This is a genomic window from Nostoc sp. DSM 114161, assembly GCF_052692665.1.
In genome coordinates this window covers 617,507-643,080 of record NZ_CP195141.1, presented here as the reverse complement: position 1 = coordinate 643,080, position 25,574 = coordinate 617,507, and the positions used below count along the sequence as shown (strand labels likewise).

Below are 25,574 nucleotides of genomic sequence, written 5' to 3'. Positions count from 1 at the left end.
TCAGCCAAGCAAGTGGCGTGAAAACCCCCTACATACCCGTCGCGGGCTCCCCTTGGAAAGGGGGGCTTGCAATCTTTTTTTACCCCTTTCGCCACAATCCGCGATGGCGTACCCGCCCACCGTAGGTATCGCTCATAAGTAACTTTTATTAGAGGTATCGCTCTTTTCTTGTCAAGTCTACTTGACTATTTGTAACAGAATTGTTAAATTTATTTACATAAGTTAACAAATAACCAAAAGAAAAAATTATGTACACCACTGTAAATGAAGACGGCGTTCTTAATAACTACGCAACCGAACCCAAAATGTACTATGCTGAGTACCCAGCAATTTGGGAACAACGTAAATACTTAATACAAGCGGCTTTTGCAACTTTAATCGTTACTACTTTAGTTTTGGTTGGTTTTAGCGTTAGCTAAGATTTTTTGACTTCAGTATTGCTGTATCTCATTGCCATTCGTACTTATTTTTTTACCTCAGCTAGTTTAGCTGAGGTTTTTTTGTTTGAAGCTCTGCGCGATCGCCCTTTTTCCTCTGCATACATAACCGTCCGCTGTAGGCATCGCTGATAAGCAGATTTTATTACAATTATCACTCTTTTTTTGTCAAGCCTAGTTGACGATTTGTAACAAACTTGTTAAATTTATTTACATAAGTTAATAAACAAGCAAGAGAAAAAATTATGTACACCACTGTAAATGAAGACGGAGTTCTCAATAACTACGCAACCGAACCCAAAATGTACTACGCTGAGTACCCCGCGATTTGGGAACAACGTAAATACTTGATTCAAGGTGCTTTTGCAACATTAATCGTCACTACTTTAATTTTGGTTGGTTTGAGCGTTAGCTAAGAGTTTTTAGATTTCGGTATCGCTATATCTCATCGTCATTCTCACTTCTCGACTTGACCTCGGCTAATTTAGCCGGGGTTTTTTGTGTTGTAAAATAGCGGCGATGGCGTACCTGCCCAACCTAGGCATCGCTCCATATACGTAATTCCCAATTCCTCGTAACATTGAAAAAACAGCCTTTTGCATAGGTCGTACCTGGCATGAAACGAACCTGGAAGTCTCTACTGCTAGCCTGTAACTGGGTATTACTGTCGATTGGGACATCAATTTTGATTATCTTGACGCAGCCAACAGCACCAGTTCCAGCACAAGAACCTGCTGCGTCTACTACAGTTGAAACGACTCAAGATCAAAAATTACCGGAAGCGATAGAACCTTCATCAACAAAAGAACCCTCGCCGGAAGTTTCCCAACCGAAAAAGCCAGAGTCTCCACAGGAACCTACACTTAGTCCTGAAGAAATTAGCCGTCAGCTAAAATTTATTGAAGCCGATAGACTTTATCTCGCCGGACAAATAAATTCCCGAAGCAGAAAAAATTTACCGCGAAGTAAAAGAACCTTTTACCAAAACAAGCACACCCCAAGAACGTAAACCAGCCATACTCGATCCTACGCAACTATCACCAGGAGGTAAGGTATACTGGCGAGAATCAGAGGCGGGCATAGCAAGTAAGTTACAAACAAGAACGGTTGTACCTTTGCAATTATTAGTTGAGCAATATCCAGAATTTATTCCCGGTCATATCCGATATGCTCAAATTTTAAAACAATACGATCGCCCCAAAGAAGCGTTAGATATATTAGAACGAGCATCTTCTCTTTATCCAGACCAGCCAGAATTGGTTAGAGCGAGAGTCAACGCCTTGGCTGGCGAGAAAAAATGGATGGAAGCATCTTTGGCGGCGCGTCAGTTTGCCATTCTCAACCCCGAAGATCCCCAGGCGGCTGAGTTTACAAATTTAGCACAAGAAAATCTCGAACGTTACAAAAAACATATCCGAGCAGAAATTCGAGGCAACGTCATCGGTAATATTATTACAGGTGCGTTAGGTTACGCTCTTACTGGCAGTTTGCTTGGGCCGTTTTCGGCTGTTGATTCTACCATCATTCTGCTACAAGGTGAAAGAGCCATAGGCGATTCGGTAGCTAAAGAGGCAAAAAAACAGTTGAATGTGATTACAGACGAAACTGTTTTGACATACGTCAACGAAATCGGACAGAAATTAGCGAAAGTAACTGGACGTGAAGAATTTAAATACGAATTTTTTGTGATTCCAGAAGAAAGCCTCAACGCCTTTGCATTACCTGGAGGTAAAATCTTTATTAATGCGGGTGCGATCGCCAAGACTAATTCCGAAGCAGAATTAGCTGGATTAATTGGTCATGAATTGTCCCATGTTGTTTTATCTCACGGTTTTCAATTAATTACCCAAGGCAACTTAATTTCTAACGTTACCCAATATCTTCCTTTAGGTGGAACCATCGGCCAACTCTTTGCCCTCGGTTACAGCCGCGACATGGAACGTCAAGCAGATACACTCGGCACGCGCCTAATTGTAGCCAGTGGTTACGCTGCTGATGGCTTGCGTAACTTAATGGTGACATTAGATAAACAGCAAAAAAATGCACCTCCTAGTTGGTTGTCTTCCCATCCTGGCGGCGGCGAACGAGTTAGTAATTTAGAAAATCTTATTACCCGTAGTAGTTACAATCGTTACGCTTATGAAGGAGTCGGACATCATACAGAAATTCAAGCACGAGTGAAAAAGTTACTTCAAGATAAAAAAGCTAGAGAGGAAAAAAAATAGATTTTTAATGAATCAAAAAATAGAATTATTCGTCACTCAACATAGAAGTCAGAATTCAGAATTCAGAATTCAGAATTTAGAATTTAGAATTTAGAATTCAGTAATGCTTGATTTCACCGGTTATTCATCCGCCAGCGATGCACTGAGCCTGTCGAAGTGTCATACAGAATTCCCAACTGAATTCTGACGGCTGACTCTCCAACTCTGAATTCTTTGTTCTTAAATTATCAATTTCCTACATATTTATACTGGAGGATGGCTATGTCATCAAAACTGCTGCGATTGATATCTTTGGGCAGTATTGGCTTATCTTTGTGTCTGGGCAATTCCGCAGCAATGGCGCAATACGATCCTTATCCTACTGAAGATGGAGTAGTAGTACCAACAGTCCCATCAGGCGGCACATCAGCACCAGTGCCAATAGACACATCGACAGGCATACCAACATCACCAACATCTGATAGTACAACTCGCTTTAGTTGTCAGACTTACAATGGTCAGTACACAGTCATGTATCAGCCACAAAGTCAACCAGGACAATACTTTCCTTGGGCGGCGCCTGCGACTTTGGGCGGTGGTTGGGATGCTGAAAAGCGTTGTGTAGCAATTGCCAACCGCTTGGAACAGTATCGTCCAGATGGTTTGCAAGAACTCCAGACATCCGTACAAAATAACGAAAACATTGTCTGCGTGACAACCGAAGCTAACCCAACTTGTAGAATTGTGTTGACAGTACCCCGTGGAAAAGATGCCGTTGTTATCCGCAATAGCATTTTCCAAAACTTGACTACTGCTGATAGCGGACAACAAACCGTAGCCGTTAACACGTATGGCGATCGCTCAGGCAGCATATATAATTTAGGACGCACACTTCTAGGCAACGGCAATAATCGAGTTAGTTCATATAAAGGTGGAATTAATCTCAAGCCTTTCCTGGATGCCAGAGATGGTGGTACCGCCAGAAACCTCCGCAATGGAGTAGCAATTCGTCGCCAGTCTCAGCCTAACTCTGTTCGCCTCAATCCTGGTAATTTCCGTTAATTGGGTATGAATACACAGGTAGAGACGTTGCATTACAACGTCTCTACAAAGATTTTGATATCATGCACAATCGTTTTCATACATGAAATCAGCAACGCCAATTATTGCAATTTCTAGACTCAAGGTGACTATTCCTCTCTCCAGTTCCCCTGCGGTCTAAATGATAAGTCTTTAATCGCACACGAGATAATATTAGCGTGTATCGCTTCTTACATAATATTTAGAAAAATTTATATTTATTTTTGATTTTTTTCAATAAATTGTAGTGTATATGCATTTAAAAATTTTTCGGGGAAAATTCTTAAATGTTTGTGTTTTTGGCTGTAATTTATCGCAGTTGCAGCCTAGCTGAGAACAGAAACTAATACCAATTCTGTATTAAGATGCGCTAAAGCATAAGTACAAGAAAGAAAAACGAACCGCAAAGGACGCATTCGCGCAACGTCTCGTCAGAGAAGAACACAAACAAAGAAGTTAAAAGGGTTTGGCGCAGCCTCACAAAGAAATGGTATAACCCCTAAACCCTGACGCCAGCAGAGTTTCAACTCTGTTGCCTCTTGCCCATTGCCTGTTTCCTTTTATCAACTCAACTATCTGTTTTTTTAACCTTTTGCTAGCTGTTTCTTAACTTTATTCAGATACTTTAAGGTGGCTGAATAGTTAAATGCTCAAAACTTGTACAAATAACTTCTCTTAACTGCCAAGAATGGTGGTCTGAAAGTTCTATTTAGTATTGCTCTCGCGTTAATTGCGAAGTGCATCTTTGCAGTTAACGTACTTTTACTGGCAAAAAAATGGCACTTACACTCCAAATTCTCCACACTTCGGACTTTGAAGGTGGCATTGATGCTGCCGGTACTAGCCCTCAGACTTCTGATGCTGTTGGTTTGGCCTTGACACAAACTGATGTTGCGATCGCTCTTTAACACAATTAAAGCAAGAGGTTTTTATGCCCAAGATCGTTATCAATGAATTTTATCGTGGTGGCACCTTAACCGCTGGTGACGAATTTATCGAGCTTTTGCTTACTGAAGATTTGACTGCTACACAGCTTGAGTCTTTCTTTGTGGGAGACTCCACAGGCACCAAAGCCTCTAAGTTTTCTGCTTATAAATTTACAAATCTTGGTTCTATAGCCTCCACCTTTAAAGCAGGAACTATTATTACAGTCGGTGGAACTACAGCTATTACTCAGAACACATCCTATAATCCATCAATTAATGACTGGAATATAGCTCTCAATGCTGGTGGTTCCTTCCTACCTAATGCCAACAGCGGCAATAACGGAGATATTGCTGGTGATGATGTTGTTTGGGTTGATACTTCAAATACTGGCGCTACTATTTCCACAGACGGATTTGCTGTAGATATTGGCACTGCAACAGGAGCCTTCACAAGCGCAGCAAATGTCAATTTTGGTGCTAGCACAAATAACACAGGCTATGCATTAAACTCTGACCTTGCAGGCGCAACAAACACTGCCAACTGGACGACAGGAATTGCCTTTGCTGCAACTACACCTGGTTTGCCCAATGGTGGAGCCAATACAACTTATATCAATAATCTACGCTCTATCCCACCATTACCAACTTTAACTTTAAGTATTACTCCTAGTTCATTTGCTGAAAATGCCGGGGCTAATGCTGCTACAGCCACCTTGACACGCTCAGACACCTCCACATCTGATTTAGTTGTCAATTTGAGCAGTAACGATACAACTGAGGCAACAGTAACCACAACTGTCACCTTCAGTGGCAATGGTTCGACTGTAACCTTTGGGATTAATGCTGTAGACGATTTGATACTTGATGGCTCCCAGACAGCGACCATAACTGCTTCAGCTACAGGTTTTACTAACGGCAGTGCAGATATTACGGTGACAGATAACGAAGTAGCCCCATCGATTAAGATTAGTGGGATTCAGGGAGCAGCCCACATCTCACCTTTGGCAGGCCAGACAGTTAATAATGTAGCGGGAATTGTCACGGTAATTAGAAGTAACGGTTTTTACCTGCAAGACCCCAACCCAGACAACGACGATCGCACCTCTGAAGCCATTTTTGTCTTCACTTCATCAGCACCAACGGTATCCGTTGGCGATTCTATATTAGTCAGTGGAACAGTCAGCGAGTTTCGTCCGGGTAATAATGCTAATAACCTGACGATAACACAAATTACTACCCCTACAATTGTCACACTCTCCAATGGCAATGCTTTGCCAGCTGCCACAATTCTGGGTAATGGGGGCAGAACGATCCCAACTACAGTAATCGATAACGATACTACTGGTAATATCGAAACTGGAACGACCACCTTTGACCCTGCCCAAGATGGCATTGACTTCTACGAAAGCTTAGAAGGAATGCTTGTACAGGTCAATAACCCCATCGCCACTTCACCTACTGGAAACTTTGGTACATCAGAGGAAATTTGGGTATTAGCAGACAATGGAGCAAATGCCACTGGGCGCACAGTTCGTGGTGGTAGCCTAATTAGTCCCTCAGACTTCAATCCCGAACGGATTCAGATCGACGATCTCAACAATGCCTTAGTGCTACCTGAAGTTAATGTTGGTACGCAACTTAGCACTGTTGTAGGTGTCGTTAGCTACGACTTTAGCAACTATGAAGTTTTAGTATCGGCTGCTCCCACAGTAGTACAGAACAGTACTCTTGAAAAAGAAGTCACCAATTTAACTGCTACCACTGACCAGCTGACAATTGCTACCTTCAACGTCGAAAATCTTGACCCAGGCGACAGTGCAACGAAGTTTAACGACCTTGCTAACAGCATTGTCAATAATTTGAAATCGCCAGATATCATTTCCATAGAAGAAATTCAGGATAATAATGGACCGACGAATGATAGCGTAGTCGATGCCAGTGTTACCTTCCAAACATTAATTAATGCGATCGCTGCTGCTGGCGGGCCGACCTACGAATATCGCCAAATTAACCCAGTGGATGATACCAATGGCGGCGAACCTGGGGGAAATATCCGCGTCGGCTTCTTATTTAATCCCAACCGCGTCACCTTTGTAGATCGTCCCGGTGGTACTTCCACCTCCAGCACCACAGTCACCAACAACTCTGGCGTTCCCACAATTTCTAATAGTCCTGGTTTGATTGACCCCACCAACTCGGCTTTCAATAGCAGCCGCAAACCGTTAGTGGGTGAATTTACTTTCAACGGCGAAACCGTGTATGTAATTGGCAACCACTTTAATTCTAAAGGTGGCGACCAACCATTATTTGGTGTGAATCAACCGCCAACCCTGACTAGCGAAGTGCAGCGCCAACAACAAGCTACGTTGGTGAAAAACTTTGTTGAGAATATTTTAGCGATCGATCCCAATGCCAATATAGTTGTAGCCGGTGACTTGAACGACTTTGAGTTTTCCAACCCTGTCAACACCTTAAAAAGTGCTGGACTGACTTCTCTGATTGAAACTCTGCCTCAAAATGAGCGCTACACCTATAACTTTGAAGGCAACGCCCAAACTCTTGACCACGTTTTAGTCAGTAACAATTTGCTGAGCAAACTAGATGGGTATGATGTAGTCCACATCAACTCAGAATTTGCCGATCAAAATAGCGACCACGATCCCAGTGTGGCTCGGTTTAACATATCTGGAAACGATGCGCCCACAGACACAACATTGAGTGCTACCAGTGTCAATGAAAATGTTGCAGCAAACACAGTCATAGGTACATTTACCACCACCGACCCTAACACAGGTAACACTTTCACCTACAGCTTGGTTACTGGAACTGGCGATACTGATAACGCTGCCTTCACAATTGATGGCAACAGCTTACAAATCAAAGCTTCTCCAGACTTTGAAACCAAACCCTCCTACAGCATTCGGTTACGCAGTACCGATAATGGTGGGCTTTCTGTGGAAAAAGTGTTAACTATCCAAGTTAACGACATCAATGAAGCACCCACAGTAGTGCAACCCATTGACGACCAAATCATTTCCACTAATAAATCCTTTTCTTTCAATGTCAGTAACAAATTTGCTGACATTGATGCAGGCGACGCTCTCAGTTACAGTGCTACTGGTTTACCAAGTGGAGCTAGTATCGCTGCTAACACTGGTATTATCTCCGGCACTGTCCCCACAACTGGTATTTTTGCAGTCACAGTCACAGCTACTGATAAACAAGGCCTGACAGCCAGCGATACTTTTGAATTGACCGTTGCTAATAACAAGGCCACATCTGGCAACGACATCATCTTCGTCGAACAGCTTACTGATTTGAATAAATACATAGTTGATGCTCTAGGTGGTAGCGATCGCGTTATCGGCACCAACGGCATTGAGTTAATCAACGGTGGAGCAGGCAATGATTACCTCGATGGTAAAGGAGGCGCTGACGTACTCCTTGGCGATGGTGGTAATGACACAATTTTAGGTGGACTTGGCAAAGATATTGTTTCTGGAGGCGATGGTAACGATCGCCTCATTGGTTGGGGAGGCGGTACAAACGAAATCGATATTCTCAACGGCGACCAAGGTGCAGATACTTACGTTTTAGGCGATAAAACTTCTGTTTTCTATGCTAGTTCCGGTAAGAGTGACTACGCAGATATTCTCAATTTACAGACGAGCGATCGCATTCAACTCAAAGGAACTGCCAACAATTATTCATTAGGTTCAGCGTCTGCTGTATCTATCATTAAATCTGCCGTCAGTATTTTCACTAGCAACGGTACAGAATTGATTGCTGTTGTCGAAACTGGGTTAAACCAAAATACAAATTTGGCAACAGATACTCGTTTTGTCTTTGTTTAACGCATCCCTCACGCAGAGACGCAGAGGCGCAAAGGAGAGAATAACTCCTAACTCCCCACCCCCCATTCCCCATTTTTATGACAAACACAATTCGTTTTTCTCAGTTCAATGCTTCTTTAAATCGCAATGCTGAAGGTCAGTTAGTAACCGATCTTTCTACTCCTGATAATGCTCAGGCCAAAGCAGTTGCAGAAATCATCCAACGTAATAATCCTGATGTGCTGCTGATTAATGAGTTTGATTACTCTGTGGAAGCAGTTGAATTATTTAAGAAAAATTACTTAGCGGTTAGTCAAAATGGTGCAACTCCTGTTGACTATCCCTACTTCTACATTGCTCCTTCCAACACGGGTATTGCTTCTGGATTTGATTTAAATAACAACGGTACAGCAGTTACAACCCCAGGTGAAGCAGGATACGGTGATGATGCCTTGGGGTTCGGTAGTTTTCCTGGGCAATTCGGGATGTTGCTGTTATCTAAATATCCTATCGATACCGCGAATATCCGCACATTCCAAAAGTTCCTCTGGAAGGATATGCCCGATGCCTTGCTTCCTGACGATCCTGCGACTCCAGAGCCAAATGATTGGTATTCTCCAGAGGAACTAGCAGTTCTACGCCTTTCTTCTAAAAGTCACTGGGATATACCCATTCAAGTAAACGGCGAGACAATTCATGTCCTCGCCAGCCATCCCACACCGCCAGTATTTGATGGGCCAGAAGACCGCAATGGCAAACGCAATCATGATGAAATCCGCTTTTGGGCAGATTATATTACTCCTGGTAAAGCTGATTACATCTATGATGATGAGGGTAAAACGGGCGGTATTTCTGCTGGATCGAGTTTTGTGATTATGGGCGACCAAAATGCTGACCCGAATGATGGTGATAGTGTTGACTTTGCTATTCGCCAATTGTTGCAAAATCCCGGTATTAATACTAATGTCATCCCTAGCAGTCTTGGTGGTTCCCAACAAGCAGATTTACAAGGTGGTGCAAACGCTAACCACAAGAGTAATCCGGCTTTTGACACCGCAGATTTTAGTGATACTCCTGGCCCTGGAAACCTGCGGTCTGATTATGTGCTACCCTCAGCTGACTTGACAATTGCCAATTCCGGAGTCTTTTGGCCGCTAAATACTGACCCGACATTCTCCCCAGTAGGTACTTTTCCCTTCCCTAGTTCCGACCATCGCTTGGTGTTCGCGGATGTGCAAACCGGACCAAATGAACCAGGTAAAACCATTCCCAGCGCGGAATTTGTGGCACAAAGTACTTTCGTGACTGGCTTTATTCCTCCTGGTGCGGCGGGAACTGTCAATGGTACACCAACTCCAGTGGGTGGACTATCTGGTATTACCTACGATGCTGTTAACAACCGCTACTATGCTATCTCTGATGCTCGGTCTGATACCAATGGTTTGGCTCGCTTCTATACTTTCAGTGCTGGTAGTGAAGTGACTTTCACTAATGTCACTCCCCTAAAAGATAGCACTGGCAACTTTTTTACAGCTTTTAGCCTCGACCCAGAAGGTATTGCTTTAACTAACAATGATACTGCTTTCATATCTTCGGAGGGCGAAGTTAATCTGGTGGCTGGGCGCGTTACTAATCCTTTTATTAAAGAGTTTTCGCTGACTACAGGTCAACAAGTGCGATCGCTACCCATCCCTACTAAATTCTTACCAGTAGTTGCAGATACCAACAACAACGGTGTTGTAGATGCAGGTGACACGCAGACATCAGGCGTTTACAATAATTTGGCATTTGAAAGCCTCACTATCACACCCGACCAAAAAACTCTATTCACCGCTACTGAAAACGCCCTATCCCAAGATGGCTTAAAGGCTTCACTCACCAGTGGTAGCCGTTCCCGGATTTTGCAATACAATCTGGTTACCGGACAACCAGAAAAAGAATATCTCTACATCACCGATGCAATCCCCGAAGCACCAAACCCCAGCACAGGTTCTGCTGACAATGGTTTGGTAGATTTACTAGCAATAGATAATCGTGGGACACTACTGGCACTAGAACGTTCCTTTGCACAAGGTGTAGGCAACACCATCCAAATTTACGAAATTTCTTTGCAAGGTGCAACAGACATTAGCTTCTACGATTCTCTGAATAATTTGAGTGCTGAGGAACTAGCGGCTATTAAACCTGCTCAAAAACGCCTACTGTTGGATTTAACGGATTTGAATCTGCCCACTGATACAAATCACCCAATTACAGGATTGGATAATATAGAAGGTCTTGCTTTTGGCCCCAAATTAGCAGATGGTCGCCAGTCGATTGTCTTGGTGAGTGACAACAACTTCAGCACCAGCCAATTTACTCAAATCCTCACTTTGGATGCAGATTTAGTTCCCACTGCTGCACCCACAGTAGAAACCCGCCCCGATTTGTTGGACGATGAAACACTGCCAGTAGATCAACAGGGTGATGCTGACGATCCTGCTATTTATGTTAATGCTACAAATGCTGCCGATAGTTTAGTATTAACTTCAGTCAAAAATGCCGGACTGCGGGTTTATGATTTGTCTGGTGATTTATTGCAAACAGTTAATCCTGGTGGGATTCGCTACAACAACATTGATTTGCAATACGGTTTTAAATTAGGCGGTCAATCTATCGATATTGCTGTGGCAAGCGATCGCCAAAATGATAAACTAGCAATCTTCAAAATTAACCCCAACCCCACCACCCCCGGACAATACTTAGAAGACATTACCGACAGCAGCATTGGTACTCTTTTCCAAGGGCCACCTTTTGCAGAACCTTATTCTTCATCTTCTCGCAGTGCTTACGGGTTGGCGTTGTACCGCAGTCCCATCACCAACGATTACTATGTCTTTGTCAATCGCCGGGAAACCGGAGACGTGGCTCAGTATAAACTGATAGATCGAGGTAATGGTAAAATTGGCATTGAGCGAGTACGGGAATTTACTGTACCAACAATTGGCGATCGCGAACCTCAAACTGAGGGCATGGTGATAGACCAAGAAACAGGCTTTCTTTACATCGGCCAGGAAGATGTCGGAATTTGGAAGTATCAAGCAGAACCAAACGGTGACACCACTGGCAAGTTAATCGATCAAGTTAAAGACTTGGGCGGTAATTACCTCACCAACGATGTCGAAGGCTTGACCATTTATTATGGCAAAAATGGCACAGGCTACTTACTAGCATCCAGCCAAGGCGACAACACCTTTGTTGCCTACACCCGTGAAGGTAACAACGACTTTATCGGTAACTTCGCCATTGGAAACAGCGGGTCAATTGACAGCGTACAAGAGTCAGACGGTGCAGATGTCATTAACGTACCACTAGGGCCTAACTTCCCATTTGGTTTATTTGTGACTCAAGATGGCTCAAATGAACCCGGTAAAATAGTTAGCGATGAAGGTGAAGAAGAAAATATCAGTTCTAACTTCAAACTCGTACCCTGGGAAAATATTGCTAACGCCCTCCCCAATCCTTTAAATATCGACACCACTAGCTACGATCCCCGCAATCCTGTTGCCCAACCCAAGTTGACCATCTATGACTTTGAAAATTTACCCAAGTTAGGTACAACCTCTAAAAATCAAGATATTTTCTTGGGTGGTTTTTCTGGGTTGTATTTCCAAGGAATTGCCGCAAATGGCAACCTCAAGTTTGTCACCAATACAGACCGGGGCCCCAATGGAGAACCTGATGGCGTCAAAAGACCATTTTTATTACCCAACTTCCAGCCAGAAATAGTCAGCTTTGAACTCAACCGCACCACAGGTGAAATCACCATTACCAACAGAACAAAGCTATTTCGCCAAGATGGAACGACACCATTAACGGGACTACCAAACCTGCAAGCTGTAGGAAACGGTTTAGCTTACACAGATGAAATTGCCGTTGATTTAGACAACAACGTTTTAGCTAACGATCCTTTGGGTGCAGACTTAGAGGGAATTGTAGTTGCCAAAAATGGCGACTATTGGTTGGTAGATGAATATCGTCCCGCCATTTACCACTTCGATCGCAATGGTAAACTGATCGAGCGCTTTATTCCTCAAGGAACCGCCACTGCACCCGACCCAGACCAACCAGCCGGAACCTTTGGCATTGAGGTACTGCCAGCGGTTTATGCCCAACGCCGCAATAACCGGGGATTTGAAGCTGTGGCTTTGGAAGGCAATAAATTATATGCCTTTATCCAGAGTCCAATTGATAATCCAGATGTCGCTAATGATGCGACTTCTAAAGCTTCTCTCAACCTGCGAATTCTGGAGTTTGATATTGTCACCAAGCAAGTTACAGCAGAGTATTTATATCGCCTAGAAGGTTTGCCAGGAACCGATAAAATTGGCGATGCAGTTTCCTTGGGTAACGGCAAATTTGCAGTAGTTGAGCGAGATGACAATGGCACATCTGCTGGCAATAAATTAATTTACCAAATTGATTTAGCCGGGGCGACCAACATCAACAACCCTGTTAATTTTACTTTGCCGCCTGGAAAAACCATTGAGCAACTGACCTCTGCGGAACTAGCTACTGCTAATATTACCCCTGTGACCAAGAGTTTAATTGCTAATGCTGCTCAGTTGGGTTACACCGGAGTGGAAAAATTAGAAGGTTTGGCGCTGGTAGCACCCAACACCCTAGCTTTGCTGAATGACAACGACTTCAACATTACGGGAAATACTCCTGCTGAAAGACTCGGTATTCTGGAATTACCTAATAATCTGACAACTCTAGAGCCTACTTTACCTGATTTTGGTTCTAGCAACAGCGATGATGTGATACTGAAGCCAGGACAAACATTTTTCGCTGGTGATGGCGCAGATTTTGTAGAAGGTGTTACAAACAACACAATCCGAGCCGGAAAGGGTGACGATATTGTACTGGTAGGTAGTGACTCTTGTGTATCCGGTCAAAAAGGTGACGACCAGATATTTATTGGCCAAAATGGCGCGGCTAAAAGTACCAATGTTGATGGTGGCAATGGCGATGATGTGATTACCGTGGTGGAAGCCGATGGTAGCAATAATTTATTCGGAGCCGCAGGTGATGATACTCTCACAGTCATAGAAGGTTCTCGCCAATTTTTATTCGGTGGAGATGGTAACGACACCCTCAGCAGTGAAGGTAACAAGAACCGTTTGTATGGTGGTTCTGGTGATGATATTTTCTTCTCAAATCTCAATGACTCGTTGTTTGGTGGCGATGGTGATGATGTGCTATTTGCTGGTCAAGCAGGTGGCAATAAACTCAGTGGCGGCACTGGTATTGACCAATTCTGGATTGCTAGTAGTAGTTTACCTACTGCTAAGAATATCGTCAGTGATTTTACAGCAGGCATTGATAAAATTGGGCTTGGCGGTATTGGCGTGACTCAATTTAGTGATTTAACGCTATTGCAACAAGGTAGTGACACTTTAGTGAAAACATCAAATACAGAATTGGCTTTATTAGTTGGAATTACCTCAACTAGCCTTACTGCCAATGATTCCGTTTTTGTTGCTAGTGTTACCGTTTAATTGCTTCGCCTAGCATAATCCTAATCGAAATTTCTGAACAATATAGATCCCCGACTTCTTAAAGAAGTCGGGGATCTTCAATTTATTGGACGCTAGTTTAAAATATATTTTTTGAAGCCTTTTTTGATAAAATTTGACAAATATTATTATTAAATAATAATTTGATTTTAATCGGTTCTTCCGCTTTATTTATTCTTTTCTTAATCTTTCAGTGAAAACATCTTTAAGGCTATAGCAATCCTATTGAGTTGTGAAAAACACCAATGTTAGCTGTTGACATTCATCAGTCAAGATTTCACGTTCTCATTGTTGCGATCGCTCTCAAACCAAACACCTAAAAAACATTCTAATTATGGCAATTGAATTAGTAGGTTTTGCCTCTTTACCCGCTGATACCTATGGTGAAGGGCCGGCTTCTGGTGAGGAAATTTCAGGTAATGGTAGAACCGGCCCTTTCCCAGGACAGCCAATACAAGGGTTTAGTGGCGTACAGTTTGCGAATAATAACTCTCTCTATTTCCTGTCAGATAATGGTTACGGTAGCAAAGATAATAGCGAAGACTTTTTATTACGTATCCATCGTCTAGATCCCAATTTTAAAGGAATAGAAAATAGCGATGCCACTGTTAAGGTTTTAGATTATATTCAACTTGCCGATCCTAACAACAAAATTCCTTTCCCAATAGTCAATGAAGGAACCTCTGACAGATTACTAACTGGTGCCGACTTTGACGTAGAATCATTCGTATTTGATAAAGACGGTACCATTTGGGTAGGAGACGAATTTGGCCCTTACCTGCTACATTTTGATGCTGCTGGTAACTTATTAGAAGCTCCCATTGCTACACCTGACAAATTCAAAACCCTAGATGGGGAAGCACCATTAGTTATCGGTCATAGAGGTGCTAGTGGAAAGCTTCCAGAACATACTTTAGAGGCCTACAAACAAGCAATTGAAGACGGCGCTGACTTTATCGAGCCTGACTTAGTTGTTACAAAAGATGGCGTGTTAATTGCTCGCCATGAGCCTGCTTTGGCAATTTTGAACGCTGATGGTACTGTCAATTTCAGCAATACAACCACAGACGTTTACGATATTACCAAGTATCCACAGTTTGCCGATCGCAAGAAAACAGTCAGCCTCGATGGAAATCAAATCACAGGTTGGTTTGCTGAAGATTTTACTCTTGAGGAAATCAAGAGTTTAAAAGCCATCCAGCGTCTACCCTTCCGCGACCAATCTTTTAACGGTCAATTTGAAATTCCCACTTTGGCGGAAGTTATTGACTTGGTGAAACAAGTAGAAGCCGAGACAGGTAAAAAAATTGGCATCTATCCTGAAACCAAGCATCCCACATATTTTGCTCAAGAAGCTACCTATGTAGGCACCACAGAGAAAATTAACAGAAACATCAGTGAAATACTCATCGACACACTCAAAGCTGAGAATTTCACCGATCCCGATCGCATTTTCATCCAATCCTTTGAAGTTGGTAATCTCAAGGATCTACACGATCGCATTATGCCGAATGCAGGTGTAGATATCCCACTGATCCAACTTCTAGATGCATCTGGTATTGCGCTAGATGGTACCCTCATCGAAACTAAGCCTTATGATTTCCAAGTTAGTAATGACCCCCGCACATACGGTGATTTACGAACTCCAGCAGGCTTAGCTGAAGTTGCTACTTACGCTGATGGTATTGGGCCTTGGAAGCGGATGATTGTTAGTGTCAAAAGTACTGATGCTAATAACGATGGTTTGGCAGATGATATCAACAACGATGGCGTAGTGGATGAATCTGACAGAACCCTGTTACCTCCCACGACTTTAATTCAAGACGCTCACAATGCAGGTTTGGAAGTGCATCCCTACACCTTCCGTAACGAAGACTTGTATTTAGCAGCAGACTACAAAGGCGATCCAGAACTAGAATTTCAGCAGTTCTTCCAATTAGGCGTAGACGCACTATTCACAGACTTTCCAGATACAGGGGATAAAGTCCGAGATTTCTTAAGTATTCCTGAGAATAACTTAGTGCGATCGCCACAAAACCCAGATGTCCTCTCAGGGGATGCTTTTCCTAACTTGGCTGGCTCCAAAGGTTTTGAAGGCGGAGCAATCAACGCCAGCAAAACCAAACTCTATCTGCTGCTAGAGGGTACAGTCCAAGGCGATCCCGTTGGTGCTTTGCGGATCAACGAATTTGATATTGCTAGCAAGGAGTATACCGATAAAAAACTCTACTACAAACTGGAAAATCCTGGATATGCGATCGGGGATTTAGCAGTTATTAACGACAATGAATACCTTGTAATTGAGCGAGATAATGGTCAAGGTGCTGCTGCTCAATTCAAGAAAATCTACAAAATTGACTTGTCTAAAACAGATTCTGATGGCTACGTAGCAAAAGAAGAAGTTGCAGACTTGTTGAACATCCAAGACCCCAACGACCTCAACGGCGACGGCAAAACCACCTTCGATTTTCCATTTGTCACAATTGAAAATGTTTTAGTTGTTGACAAAAACACCATTTTGGCAGCCAATGACAACAACTATCCCTTCTCAACTGGTCGTCCTGGCAACGATCCTCAAAATCCAGTCATAGACAACAACGAAATTATTCTGCTGAAATTGGAGAATCCTCTCAATCTAGCTCCAGGCTTAGGTCAACCTCCAGCAGAACAACTTAACTTTGGCTCTCCTAACAGCGATACCATTACAGTTGAACCAAACCAAACCTTATTCACAGGTAATGGTGCAGACTTTGTAGAAGCTACTGAAGGTAACACAATCCAAACAGGAAGCGGTGAAGATACAGTCCTAGTTGGTAGTGACTCTTCAGTTTCCACACAAGACGGTGATGATAGTATCTTTATTGGTCAAAATGGTGCTGCTGACAACACCAGTGCCGATGGTGGCAATGGTGATGACCAAGTTACCGTAGTCGAAGCTAATGGTAGCAATAATCTATTTGGAGGCGCAGGTGCTGACACCCTGACAGTAATTGAAAGTTCAAGTCAATTATCCTTCGGTGGCTCAGGTAAAGATACCCTCAAGAGTAATGGCAGCAATAACCGTCTGTATGGCGGTTCTGGAGATGACAAACTCTTCTCTGGTGTCAATGACTCGCTGTTTGGTGGCGATGGCGATGATGTGCTATTTGCCGGTCAAGCAGGTGGTAATAAACTCAGCGGTGGCAATGGAATTGACCAATTCTGGATTGCTAATGCCAGTCTACCAACTGCCAAGAACATCGTCAGTGATTTTACAATTGGCACTGACAAAATTGGGCTTGGCGGTATCGGCGTGACTCAATTTAGTGCCTTAACGCTGTTGCAACAGGGTAGTGACACTTTAGTAAAAACTGGAAATACAGAGTTGGCTTTATTAGTTGGAATTACCTCAACTAGCCTTACTGCCAATGATTTCGTTTTTGTTGCTAGTGTGGTTTAGCCAAAAGTAATTACAGCTGAAATTCAACATCAAAATTAATTACAGTAATTTGCAGTTGAATAGACCACAGTAGGGGCACAACAATGTTGTGCCCTTACGATAATTTAGTATTCAAGCATGTATTCCATTCAAATGAAAAGCGCTGTAAGCTGTAGTGATTTTATGATTGCGAGGGAGTATCACTCCCTCGCAATTTTACGATAATACGACAAGCAGTAGTATCCATCCTGTCTTTTACCTGGTAATCCAATTGCTGGGTATCAAACTCTTGATTGTATTTAGTAATTGTTACCTACCTGAAGTTTCGTTTGCTGTTTTTATATCTTAATAGTTAAGCATAAATCAGACAAAATACAACCAAAGAGAGAAGCTTAAGTGAATAATTTTGCAATGTACCTTTGAGTTTTATTGTTTCCTGAAAGCATCTTTTAGAGAAGATAAGGCATCAGAAATTCAGCGAAAACAAGAATTAAATCTTTTTTGCTAAGTCTCATATCTGTTAGTAATTTAATTTTTAAGAATTTATTTCCAAACATTTTGGAAAATCTAGAACTTTAACTTGTTCATAACTTTCCTTAAACATTGAACAACTATCTTGTGAAACGTTGACTAAAATTTTCTGCACTAATTTGTGTAGACATCAAGCATTTTGTCGCCGAATACTACTCAGGTTTCTGTAGGTAATCTTTTTTGCATTGGTTAAGCGCAATTAATCACCCAGCCTACAGATATATAACTGCTGCGTAAACGTAGCCCGTCGTAGGCATCGCTCGTAGCTTACAATCCTTAAGGAGTAGTCCGCATGGCTGATACAAACAGCAACGCTAGAAATGTCATTATTTTTGTTGCAGATGGATTGCGTAATGGTTCTGTAAATCCTATTGACACCCCGACTTTATATAGCATCCGCCAGCAGGGAGTTAATTTTACCAACAGCCATTCGCTATTTCCGACATTTACCACACCGAATGCTTCGGCGATCGCCACTGGACATTACCTCAGCGATACAGGTGACTTTAGCAACACCATTTACACTGGTTTTCCTGTCCCGAATGCTAACGGTAGTGTCACACCATTCATCGAAAATGATGCAGTTTTGGGGGATATTGATGAAAAATTTCCTGGTAACAACTTTCTAGATGAAGAGTCACTGCTATCCTACGCACGGGCGCAAGGCTTCAACACCGCTGCAATTGGTAAGCTAGGGCCAGTTGCCATCCAAGATGTCACCCAAGTAAACCGAGAAGGCGGCACCGCAGGAACTATTCCCACCCCAGATACTGTAATTATCGACGATCGCACTGGTGCAGCAGCTAATCCCATAACAGGTTCGCCTCAAGCTGTACCACTCGATCCTGATATAGCAGCTCGTTTAGAAGCAGTTGGTTTACCTACCACAACTCCAGCTAGAGGAGCAAACGGTAATTCTGGCAATAACACAACTCCAGGAACTACAGTTGCCAATGTCGATCAGCAACAATTTTTTATCGATGCCACTACCAAAGTAGTCCTCCCAAAGTTTCAAGAAGAAGATAAACCATTTGCATTGGTCTACTGGTCGAGAGATCCCGATGGAAGTCAACACAATCAAGGTGATAGCTTAAACAGCTTGACACCGGGCATCAATGGTGAGACTTCCAAAGCTGGGGTTAAGGATGCTGATAATAACTTAAAGCAGCTTCTTGATTACCTCAAAAGTACGGGTTTGGACAAAACTACAGATGTTTTTATTACTTCTGACCACGGTTTTTCCACCATCAGCAGACAAGTTATTGATAACCAAGGCACAACAACTAGTAGTTATGCTGCGACTCAAACCTACTCTGGTGTTAATCCGGGATTTCTACCACCAGGTTTCATTGCAATTGATTTGGCTCACGATCTAAATCTACCTCTATACGATCCCGATAAAAATACAGTCGCTCCTCTAGACATCAATAACATTCAGTATGCTGCTGTTGATGCGACGCAAGGTCAACGTCCCACAGCCGGCAATGGCGTAATTGGCGGTAGCGGTCAAGTAATTAATGGGAAACTCGACTCAGGTGCAAAGATCGTTGTCGCTGCTAACGGTGGTTCGGATCTGATTTATTTGCCTAATGGCAATGTTGAACTAGCAAAACAAGTAGTGGATTTGCTCTCGCAAAAAGACTACATTAGCGGTATTTTCGTAGACGATGTTTATGGAAACATTCCAGGTGCTTTACCGCTAAGTGCGATCGGGTTAAAAGGTGATGCTCAAACGCCTACTCCGGCGATCGTCATCAATTTCAAAACCTTTAGCACCGACCCAAATAACCCAAACAACCCTCAAGCTGAGGTAGAGATTGCTGACACCAGCTTACAACAAGGACAGGGGATGCATGGCAGTTTTGGTCGGGGTGATACCTTCAATAACATGATTGCTATTGGCCCCGATTTCAAATCAGGTTATGTTGACTATGCACCTGTCAGTAATGCTGACGTAGCACCCACCCTTGCTAAAATTCTCGGTTTGAATATTCCCAGTAATGGCGATTTGAAAGGTCGTGCCATTACAGAGGCATTAGTTGGAGGGCCTGATTCAGTCTCCTTCACCCAAGGAACTTTGACTTCAGAAGAAGCTGCTAATGGCCAAACAACAATTCTCAATTATCAGAGTGTAGGCAATACTCAGTACTTTACAGCAGCAGGATTCGCCGATCGCACCCTTGGACTAAATACATTAGATGTTGATTTTGGTTCTACAAGTAGTGATGATGTCACTATCAAGTCGAACCAAATCCTATTCACAGGCGACGGAGCAGACTTTGTAGAAGGTACTAAAAATAACACAATTCTGGCCGGAGGCGGTGAAGATACGGTGCTAGTTGGCAGTAACTCTTCAGTGTCGGCAGGAGACGGTGATGATAGTATCTTTGTCGGCCAAGATGGTGCAGCTCAAAATACTAGCGCCGATGGTGGCAATGGTGATGACCAAATTACCGTAGTCGAAGCCAGTGGTAGCAATAACCTATTTGGTGGTGCAGGCGCTGATAATCTCACAGTCGTTGAAGGTTCGGGTCAACTATCGTTCGGTGGTTCGGGTAAAGATACCCTCAAAAGTAATGGCAGCAATAACCGTCTATATGGTGGTTCTGGAGATGACAAACTTTTCTCCGCTGTCAATGATTCCTTGTTTGGTGGCGATGGCGATGATGTGCTATTCGCCGGTCAAGCAGGTGGTAATAAACTCAGTGGTGGTGCTGGTGCAGATCAATTTTGGATTGCTAATGCCAGTCTGCCAACTGCCAAGAATATCGTCAGTGATTTTACAATTGGCATTGATAAAATTGGGCTTAGCGGTATCGGCGTGACTCAATTTAGTGCCTTAACGCTGTTGCAACTGGGTACTGACACTTTAGTAAAAACCGGAAATACAGAGTTGGCTTTATTAGTTGGAATTACCTCAACTAGCCTTACTGCCAATGATTTCGTTTTCTCTGCTAGTGTGGTTTAGCCAAAAGTAATTACAGCTTAAATTCAACATTCAAAATCAGTTAAGCTAACTGATTTAGTACAACTTTCTAACCTCATCTGAATTGCAGGTGGGGTTATTTTCTTGGCAGATACTTGCATTAGAACTTGAATGAAGGCAGTGTAAAGCTTGTATGAGTGTATATGCAATTACCAGTATAATCTTTACATCAGCCCAAAACTGCTATTAACCCAGTGTATTTGCTGAGGTTTTACTCAAATTTAGACAATAAGCTGTATAGTGCATTCCTCACCTTGCTAGCAAAGAATATTACTCTGATTAACTATTTTGCAATCTCAAGAGAAACAGGTGTGAGGTAACCAAATATTACTTCAAAACAATTATGACCGCATCATTAACAAATGTGAATAACTTCTTAGCTAAGACAACTGCTAATTCAGTTACTACGGCAGATATTGAAGGCGATCGCAAACTCGACTTGGTAGCAGATAACTATCAAGACTTGCATAGCCAACCTGCTAATCAACTAGTTTTTATTGACTCACAGCTAGAAGACTACCAAAATCTGGTAGCAGGTGTTTTGCCCAACATAACTGTTGTCGTCCTAGATCGCGATCGGGATGGTATTGAGCAAATTAGCCAAGTATTGGCATTGCATCGGCAAGTGAACAGCCTGCACATTGTTTCTCACGGCGCACCAGGGCGGCTTTATTTGGGGAACAGTCAACTTAGCCACGAAACCCTCGATCGCTATACTTCACAACTCATAGGTTGGGCAAATGCTTTGACTGCCAATGCACAACTACTAGTGTATGGTTGTGAAGTTGCTCAAACACCGCAAGGTATAGCATTTGTACGGCGATTGAGCGAACTGACGGGTGCAGTGGTAGCAGCCTCAGATCGCTTAATAGGGAGTCGCACATTAGGCGGGAACTGGGAACTGAATATTTCTACGGGGGCGATCGCTTCTGGTTTGGCGTTCCACGAACAAGTAATGTCAGCCTACTCCTCAGTACTAGGAAAAGTAGTTCTCGACACCACTTTCAACACTACTGGTAAAGTTACTACTAACTTTAACGCCAGTGATGACGGTAGCTACAGCGTCGCCGTCCAAGATGACGGCAAGATTCTAGTGGCCGGATATAGCAATAACGGCACCGATGATGACTTTGCCATCGCCCGTTATAACAGCGATGGCACCCTCGATACCACCTTCAACACTACTGGTAAAGTTACTACCGACTTTAACGCCGATAAAGACGGCAGCTACAGCATCGCCGTCCAAGATGACGGCAAGATTCTGGTGGCCGGATATAGCAATAACGGCACCGATGATGACTTTGCCATCGCCCGCTATAACAGCGATGGCACCCTCGACACCACCTTCAACACTACTGGTAAAGTTACTACCGACTTTAACGCCAGTAAGGAGGGTGGCAACAGTATCGCTATCCAAGATGACGGCAAGATTCTGGTAGCCGGATATAGCAATAACGGCACTGATGATGACTTTGCCGTCGTCCGTTACAACAGCGATGGCAGCCTCGATACCACCTTCAACAGTACTGGTATAGTTACTACTGACTTTAACGCCAGTAATGAAGCTGGCAACAGCATTGCTGTCCAATCTGACGGCAAGATTCTGGTGGCCGGATATAGCAATAACGGCACTAATAACGACTTTGCCATCGCCCGTTATAACAGCGATGGCAGCCTCGATACCACCTTCAACAGTACTGGTAAAGTTACTACCGACTTTAACACCAGTAATGAAGGTGGCTATAGCATCACCGTCCAAGATGACGGCAAAATCCTAGTAGTAGGAAGTAGCAATAATGGCAGTAATGATGACTTTGCCATTGCCCGTTATAACAGCGATGGCACCCTCGACACTACCTTCAACACTACTGGTAAAGTTACTACCGACTTTAACGGCAATGATGAGGCTGGCAACAGCATCACCGTCCAAGATGACGGCAAGGTTCTGGTGGCCGGATATAGCAATAACGGCACTAATGATGACTTTGCCATTGCCCGTTATAACAGCGATGGTACTCTCGACACAACATTCAACACTACTGGTAAATTTACTAGCGACTTTAACGGCAATGATGAGGGTGGCAACAGCATCATCGTCCAAGATGACGACAAGATTCTGGTAGCGGGAGTTAGCAATAACGGCACTGATTATGACTTTGCGATCGCCCGTTACTCGGTTAACCAATCTCCAGAAGTGGCGAATGAAATTCAGGATGTAGAAGCCACCCAAGATAGTGTCTTTAACTTCACTATTCCAGATGATACCTTCAGCGATGCAGATGCTGAAGATATCCTGACTTACACTGCAACTCTGGAAAATGATGAGCTACTACCCACTTGGTTGAACTTTAATCCTGATACCCTTACCTTCACGGGTACTCCGACAAATAAAGATGTGGGTAGTCTAAACATCAAAGTTACTGCTACCGATATTGCTGGAGATGAAGCCAGTGATGTATTTAAACTAGCAGTCGAGCAAAAGGCCGATCTCACTATCGTGCCGATTACCCTACTGACAATAATTAAAGGCGATGTCTTTAATGTCAAGACTAAGCTCAACATTAAAGGTGATAAAGGAAAACTCTCAATCAAGATTAAAACCAAATCCTCTAACAAAGTAGAGGAACTGTGTGTATTTAATGTTGATGATGATGAAGGTAAGATTGACGGCAAAGCCCCTGGTACAGAAGGCTATACACAAGCGGCTCTTTTGCGTTCAAAAGTGATTTTCTGCTCCCTTGGTAATTTGCCGAATGGTTTTAGTACCGCTGACTTGGCAACCATCTTACAATTCGACTCTGATACCAAACTCCGATTTTATATGGTATCCAACAGTACTACTCAGGATGTACTGTCTGGAAAAGCCTCATTGTCAAGTGTGATTTTTTCTTCAAGCACGAGTAGCAACTCAGAAAGCTCAGAAAATGGAGGATTTTCTCTCAACTTCCAGAGTTTGGTTGTCACCGTTGAAGCAACAGATAAACAAGTAACTTTGGGTACAGGTTTGCAAGGCAAAAAAGAAGGCGAACTGATTGATTTGCGGGAGATTAAACAATCAGTCAAAGCTGATTTTAAAGTTCACAGAGAAGCTACACTCAACAACTGTGTCGGGTTCTATCAAGTTGCTGATGAGAGTGGTGGTATTGACACCAATAATGATGGTGTTGCAGATCTTCTTGTTGGACAGGCTGGTTACGCCGAAGCCGCTGTGCGTGGGCGTATTACAGGCATTGATTTAACAGTGACTAACCAAGGTACAGCTTCTCACAATGGCACTTTTGCAGCTAGTTCGCTGTTTGCACCGTTTATTATTATCAATGGTAAACCCGATGCGTTTGTTGATAAAAATAGCAAAAATCATCCCACGGTTTATTTTGCATTCTTAGGTGCTAACACTGATAAGACAGATCACATTAGGTTGTTGGGAAATAACACCTTTGGCTTTGAAGATTTAGCAAAAGGCGGTGACAAAGATTATAACGATATCATTGTAAAGATCGATTTGACTGTTAATGCTGTGTAATATATAGCAATTCCATTTGATTTGTGAAAATCGAGGGGCTTCAGATCCCCGACTTCTTTGAGAAGTCGGGGATCTTGTTGTTCGCAAATAATTTAGGACTGCTATAGGCATTAACAATTCAAAATTAAAAATTAAAAATTAAAGACAGTTGGGGTTGGGGATTTAAACCCTAACTCAACTGATACTACGTGTAATGGTTGGGGTCTTAAACCCTTGATGTTACGATAAAGAAAGATTTATTGGCTTCTGCCTTATAATTTGCAGAATTTTTTAAATATCTAACAATCAAATAACAGCACATACTCAGAATTAAGGTTTTTATTGATACTTAGAAATTACGGTTTGTACTTTTTTGTGAGATAAAATTTCTGTAATTATGCATTATGTCGATTAGACGCTAAAACCCTTGATTTATCGTTGTAAAGACGTTGCAGTGCAACGTCTTTACAGGACGGACAATCCTTGATATTTCGTTGATTTGGATAATTCACATCAGACGTTAATTACATATTAAAATCACACAACTTCACGCTACAACGAGATTAAACTAGTAAATCTACTGAAGCCAGTCATTGTCTTTCCTTCATAGATTTGATAGTTGATTCCTCTACAGTACTTTTTCAGTTAATCCATATTGAACTTAACTGACAAAAAGTGATGCGGAATTATTTGACAGTTAGGTATGGGTGGTGTTTTATGAGGAAAGACTGCTGCCTTTCTTTATCAGTGATACTGTTGTTCCCTAGATGAAAGAATTTGTAAAAAATAATTCCAAAATTTAAGGTTTTTTTTATTACTAATTCTTAATTAGGGTATTTACTTAGGAAAGCATTTGTGATATTTTCATGTTGACTATCATAACTTGAAATGCATCAGGCTAAATTTAACAAACAGGTCTTGATGTATCAGTTTAGTTGTGAGTAATCATTCTCCATAGTTGCAATAGTAAATTCTGAATTTCAGTTTGTATAAATCTATGTAGCTTAACCAAGTAATAATCTCTTCTCAATTTATTATTAAAACTAGGGAGTAGGGAGTAGGGTATATTCCTTTTTTATCTTTGCTTGTGGGATTTTGC

At 42.6% G+C, this 25,574-nt stretch carries 9 protein-coding genes and 1 pseudogene; all 10 read left to right on the top strand.

Translation table 11 applies throughout. From position 1 onward, the window contains the following. The first annotated feature begins 248 nt into the window (after positions 1–248). The 10 genes and pseudogenes from psb34 (NSTC745_RS02870) to NSTC745_RS02825 all read left to right on the top strand — a co-directional run bounded on the left by psb34 (NSTC745_RS02870) (position 249) and on the right by NSTC745_RS02825 (position 24,496). A complete protein-coding gene (psb34, locus tag NSTC745_RS02870; RefSeq protein WP_445635796.1) occupies positions 249–419 on the top strand; it encodes a photosystem II assembly protein Psb34 in 171 nt (56 codons plus the stop codon). A gap of 263 nt (positions 420–682) precedes the next feature. Then, a complete protein-coding gene (gene psb34, locus NSTC745_RS02865; RefSeq protein WP_445635795.1) occupies positions 683–853 on the top strand; it encodes a photosystem II assembly protein Psb34 in 171 nt (56 codons plus the stop codon). Positions 854–1,053: 200 nt separating this feature from the next. Continuing rightward, positions 1,054–2,662 (top strand): annotated as a pseudogene (locus NSTC745_RS02860) (M48 family metalloprotease). A gap of 261 nt (positions 2,663–2,923) precedes the next feature. Next, entirely contained in the window at positions 2,924–3,703 is a 780-nt protein-coding gene (locus NSTC745_RS02855) for a COP23 domain-containing protein (RefSeq protein WP_445635794.1), read from the top strand. Between the two features lie 794 nt (positions 3,704–4,497). Continuing rightward, positions 4,498–4,629 (top strand): hypothetical protein, encoded by a 132-nt coding sequence (locus NSTC745_RS02850; RefSeq protein ID WP_445635793.1) that lies wholly within the window; start codon positions 4,498–4,500, stop codon positions 4,627–4,629. Positions 4,630–4,652: 23 nt separating this feature from the next. Next, entirely contained in the window at positions 4,653–8,501 is a 3,849-nt protein-coding gene (locus NSTC745_RS02845) for a putative Ig domain-containing protein (RefSeq protein ID WP_445635792.1), read from the top strand. Positions 8,502–8,578: 77 nt separating this feature from the next. Beyond that, positions 8,579–14,020, top strand: coding sequence for a phytase (locus NSTC745_RS02840; protein WP_445635791.1), 5,442 nt, complete (start codon positions 8,579–8,581; stop codon positions 14,018–14,020). Between the two features lie 349 nt (positions 14,021–14,369). Next, a complete protein-coding gene (locus NSTC745_RS02835; protein WP_445638516.1) occupies positions 14,370–17,477 on the top strand; it encodes an esterase-like activity of phytase family protein in 3,108 nt (1,035 codons plus the stop codon). Between the two features lie 802 nt (positions 17,478–18,279). Next, entirely contained in the window at positions 18,280–20,955 is a 2,676-nt protein-coding gene (locus tag NSTC745_RS02830) for an alkaline phosphatase family protein (protein ID WP_445635790.1), read from the top strand. 361 nt (positions 20,956–21,316) lie between these two features. Beyond that, positions 21,317–24,496, top strand: coding sequence for a DUF4347 domain-containing protein (locus tag NSTC745_RS02825; RefSeq protein WP_445635789.1), 3,180 nt, complete (start codon positions 21,317–21,319; stop codon positions 24,494–24,496). Positions 24,497–25,574: the final 1,078 nt, after the last annotated feature.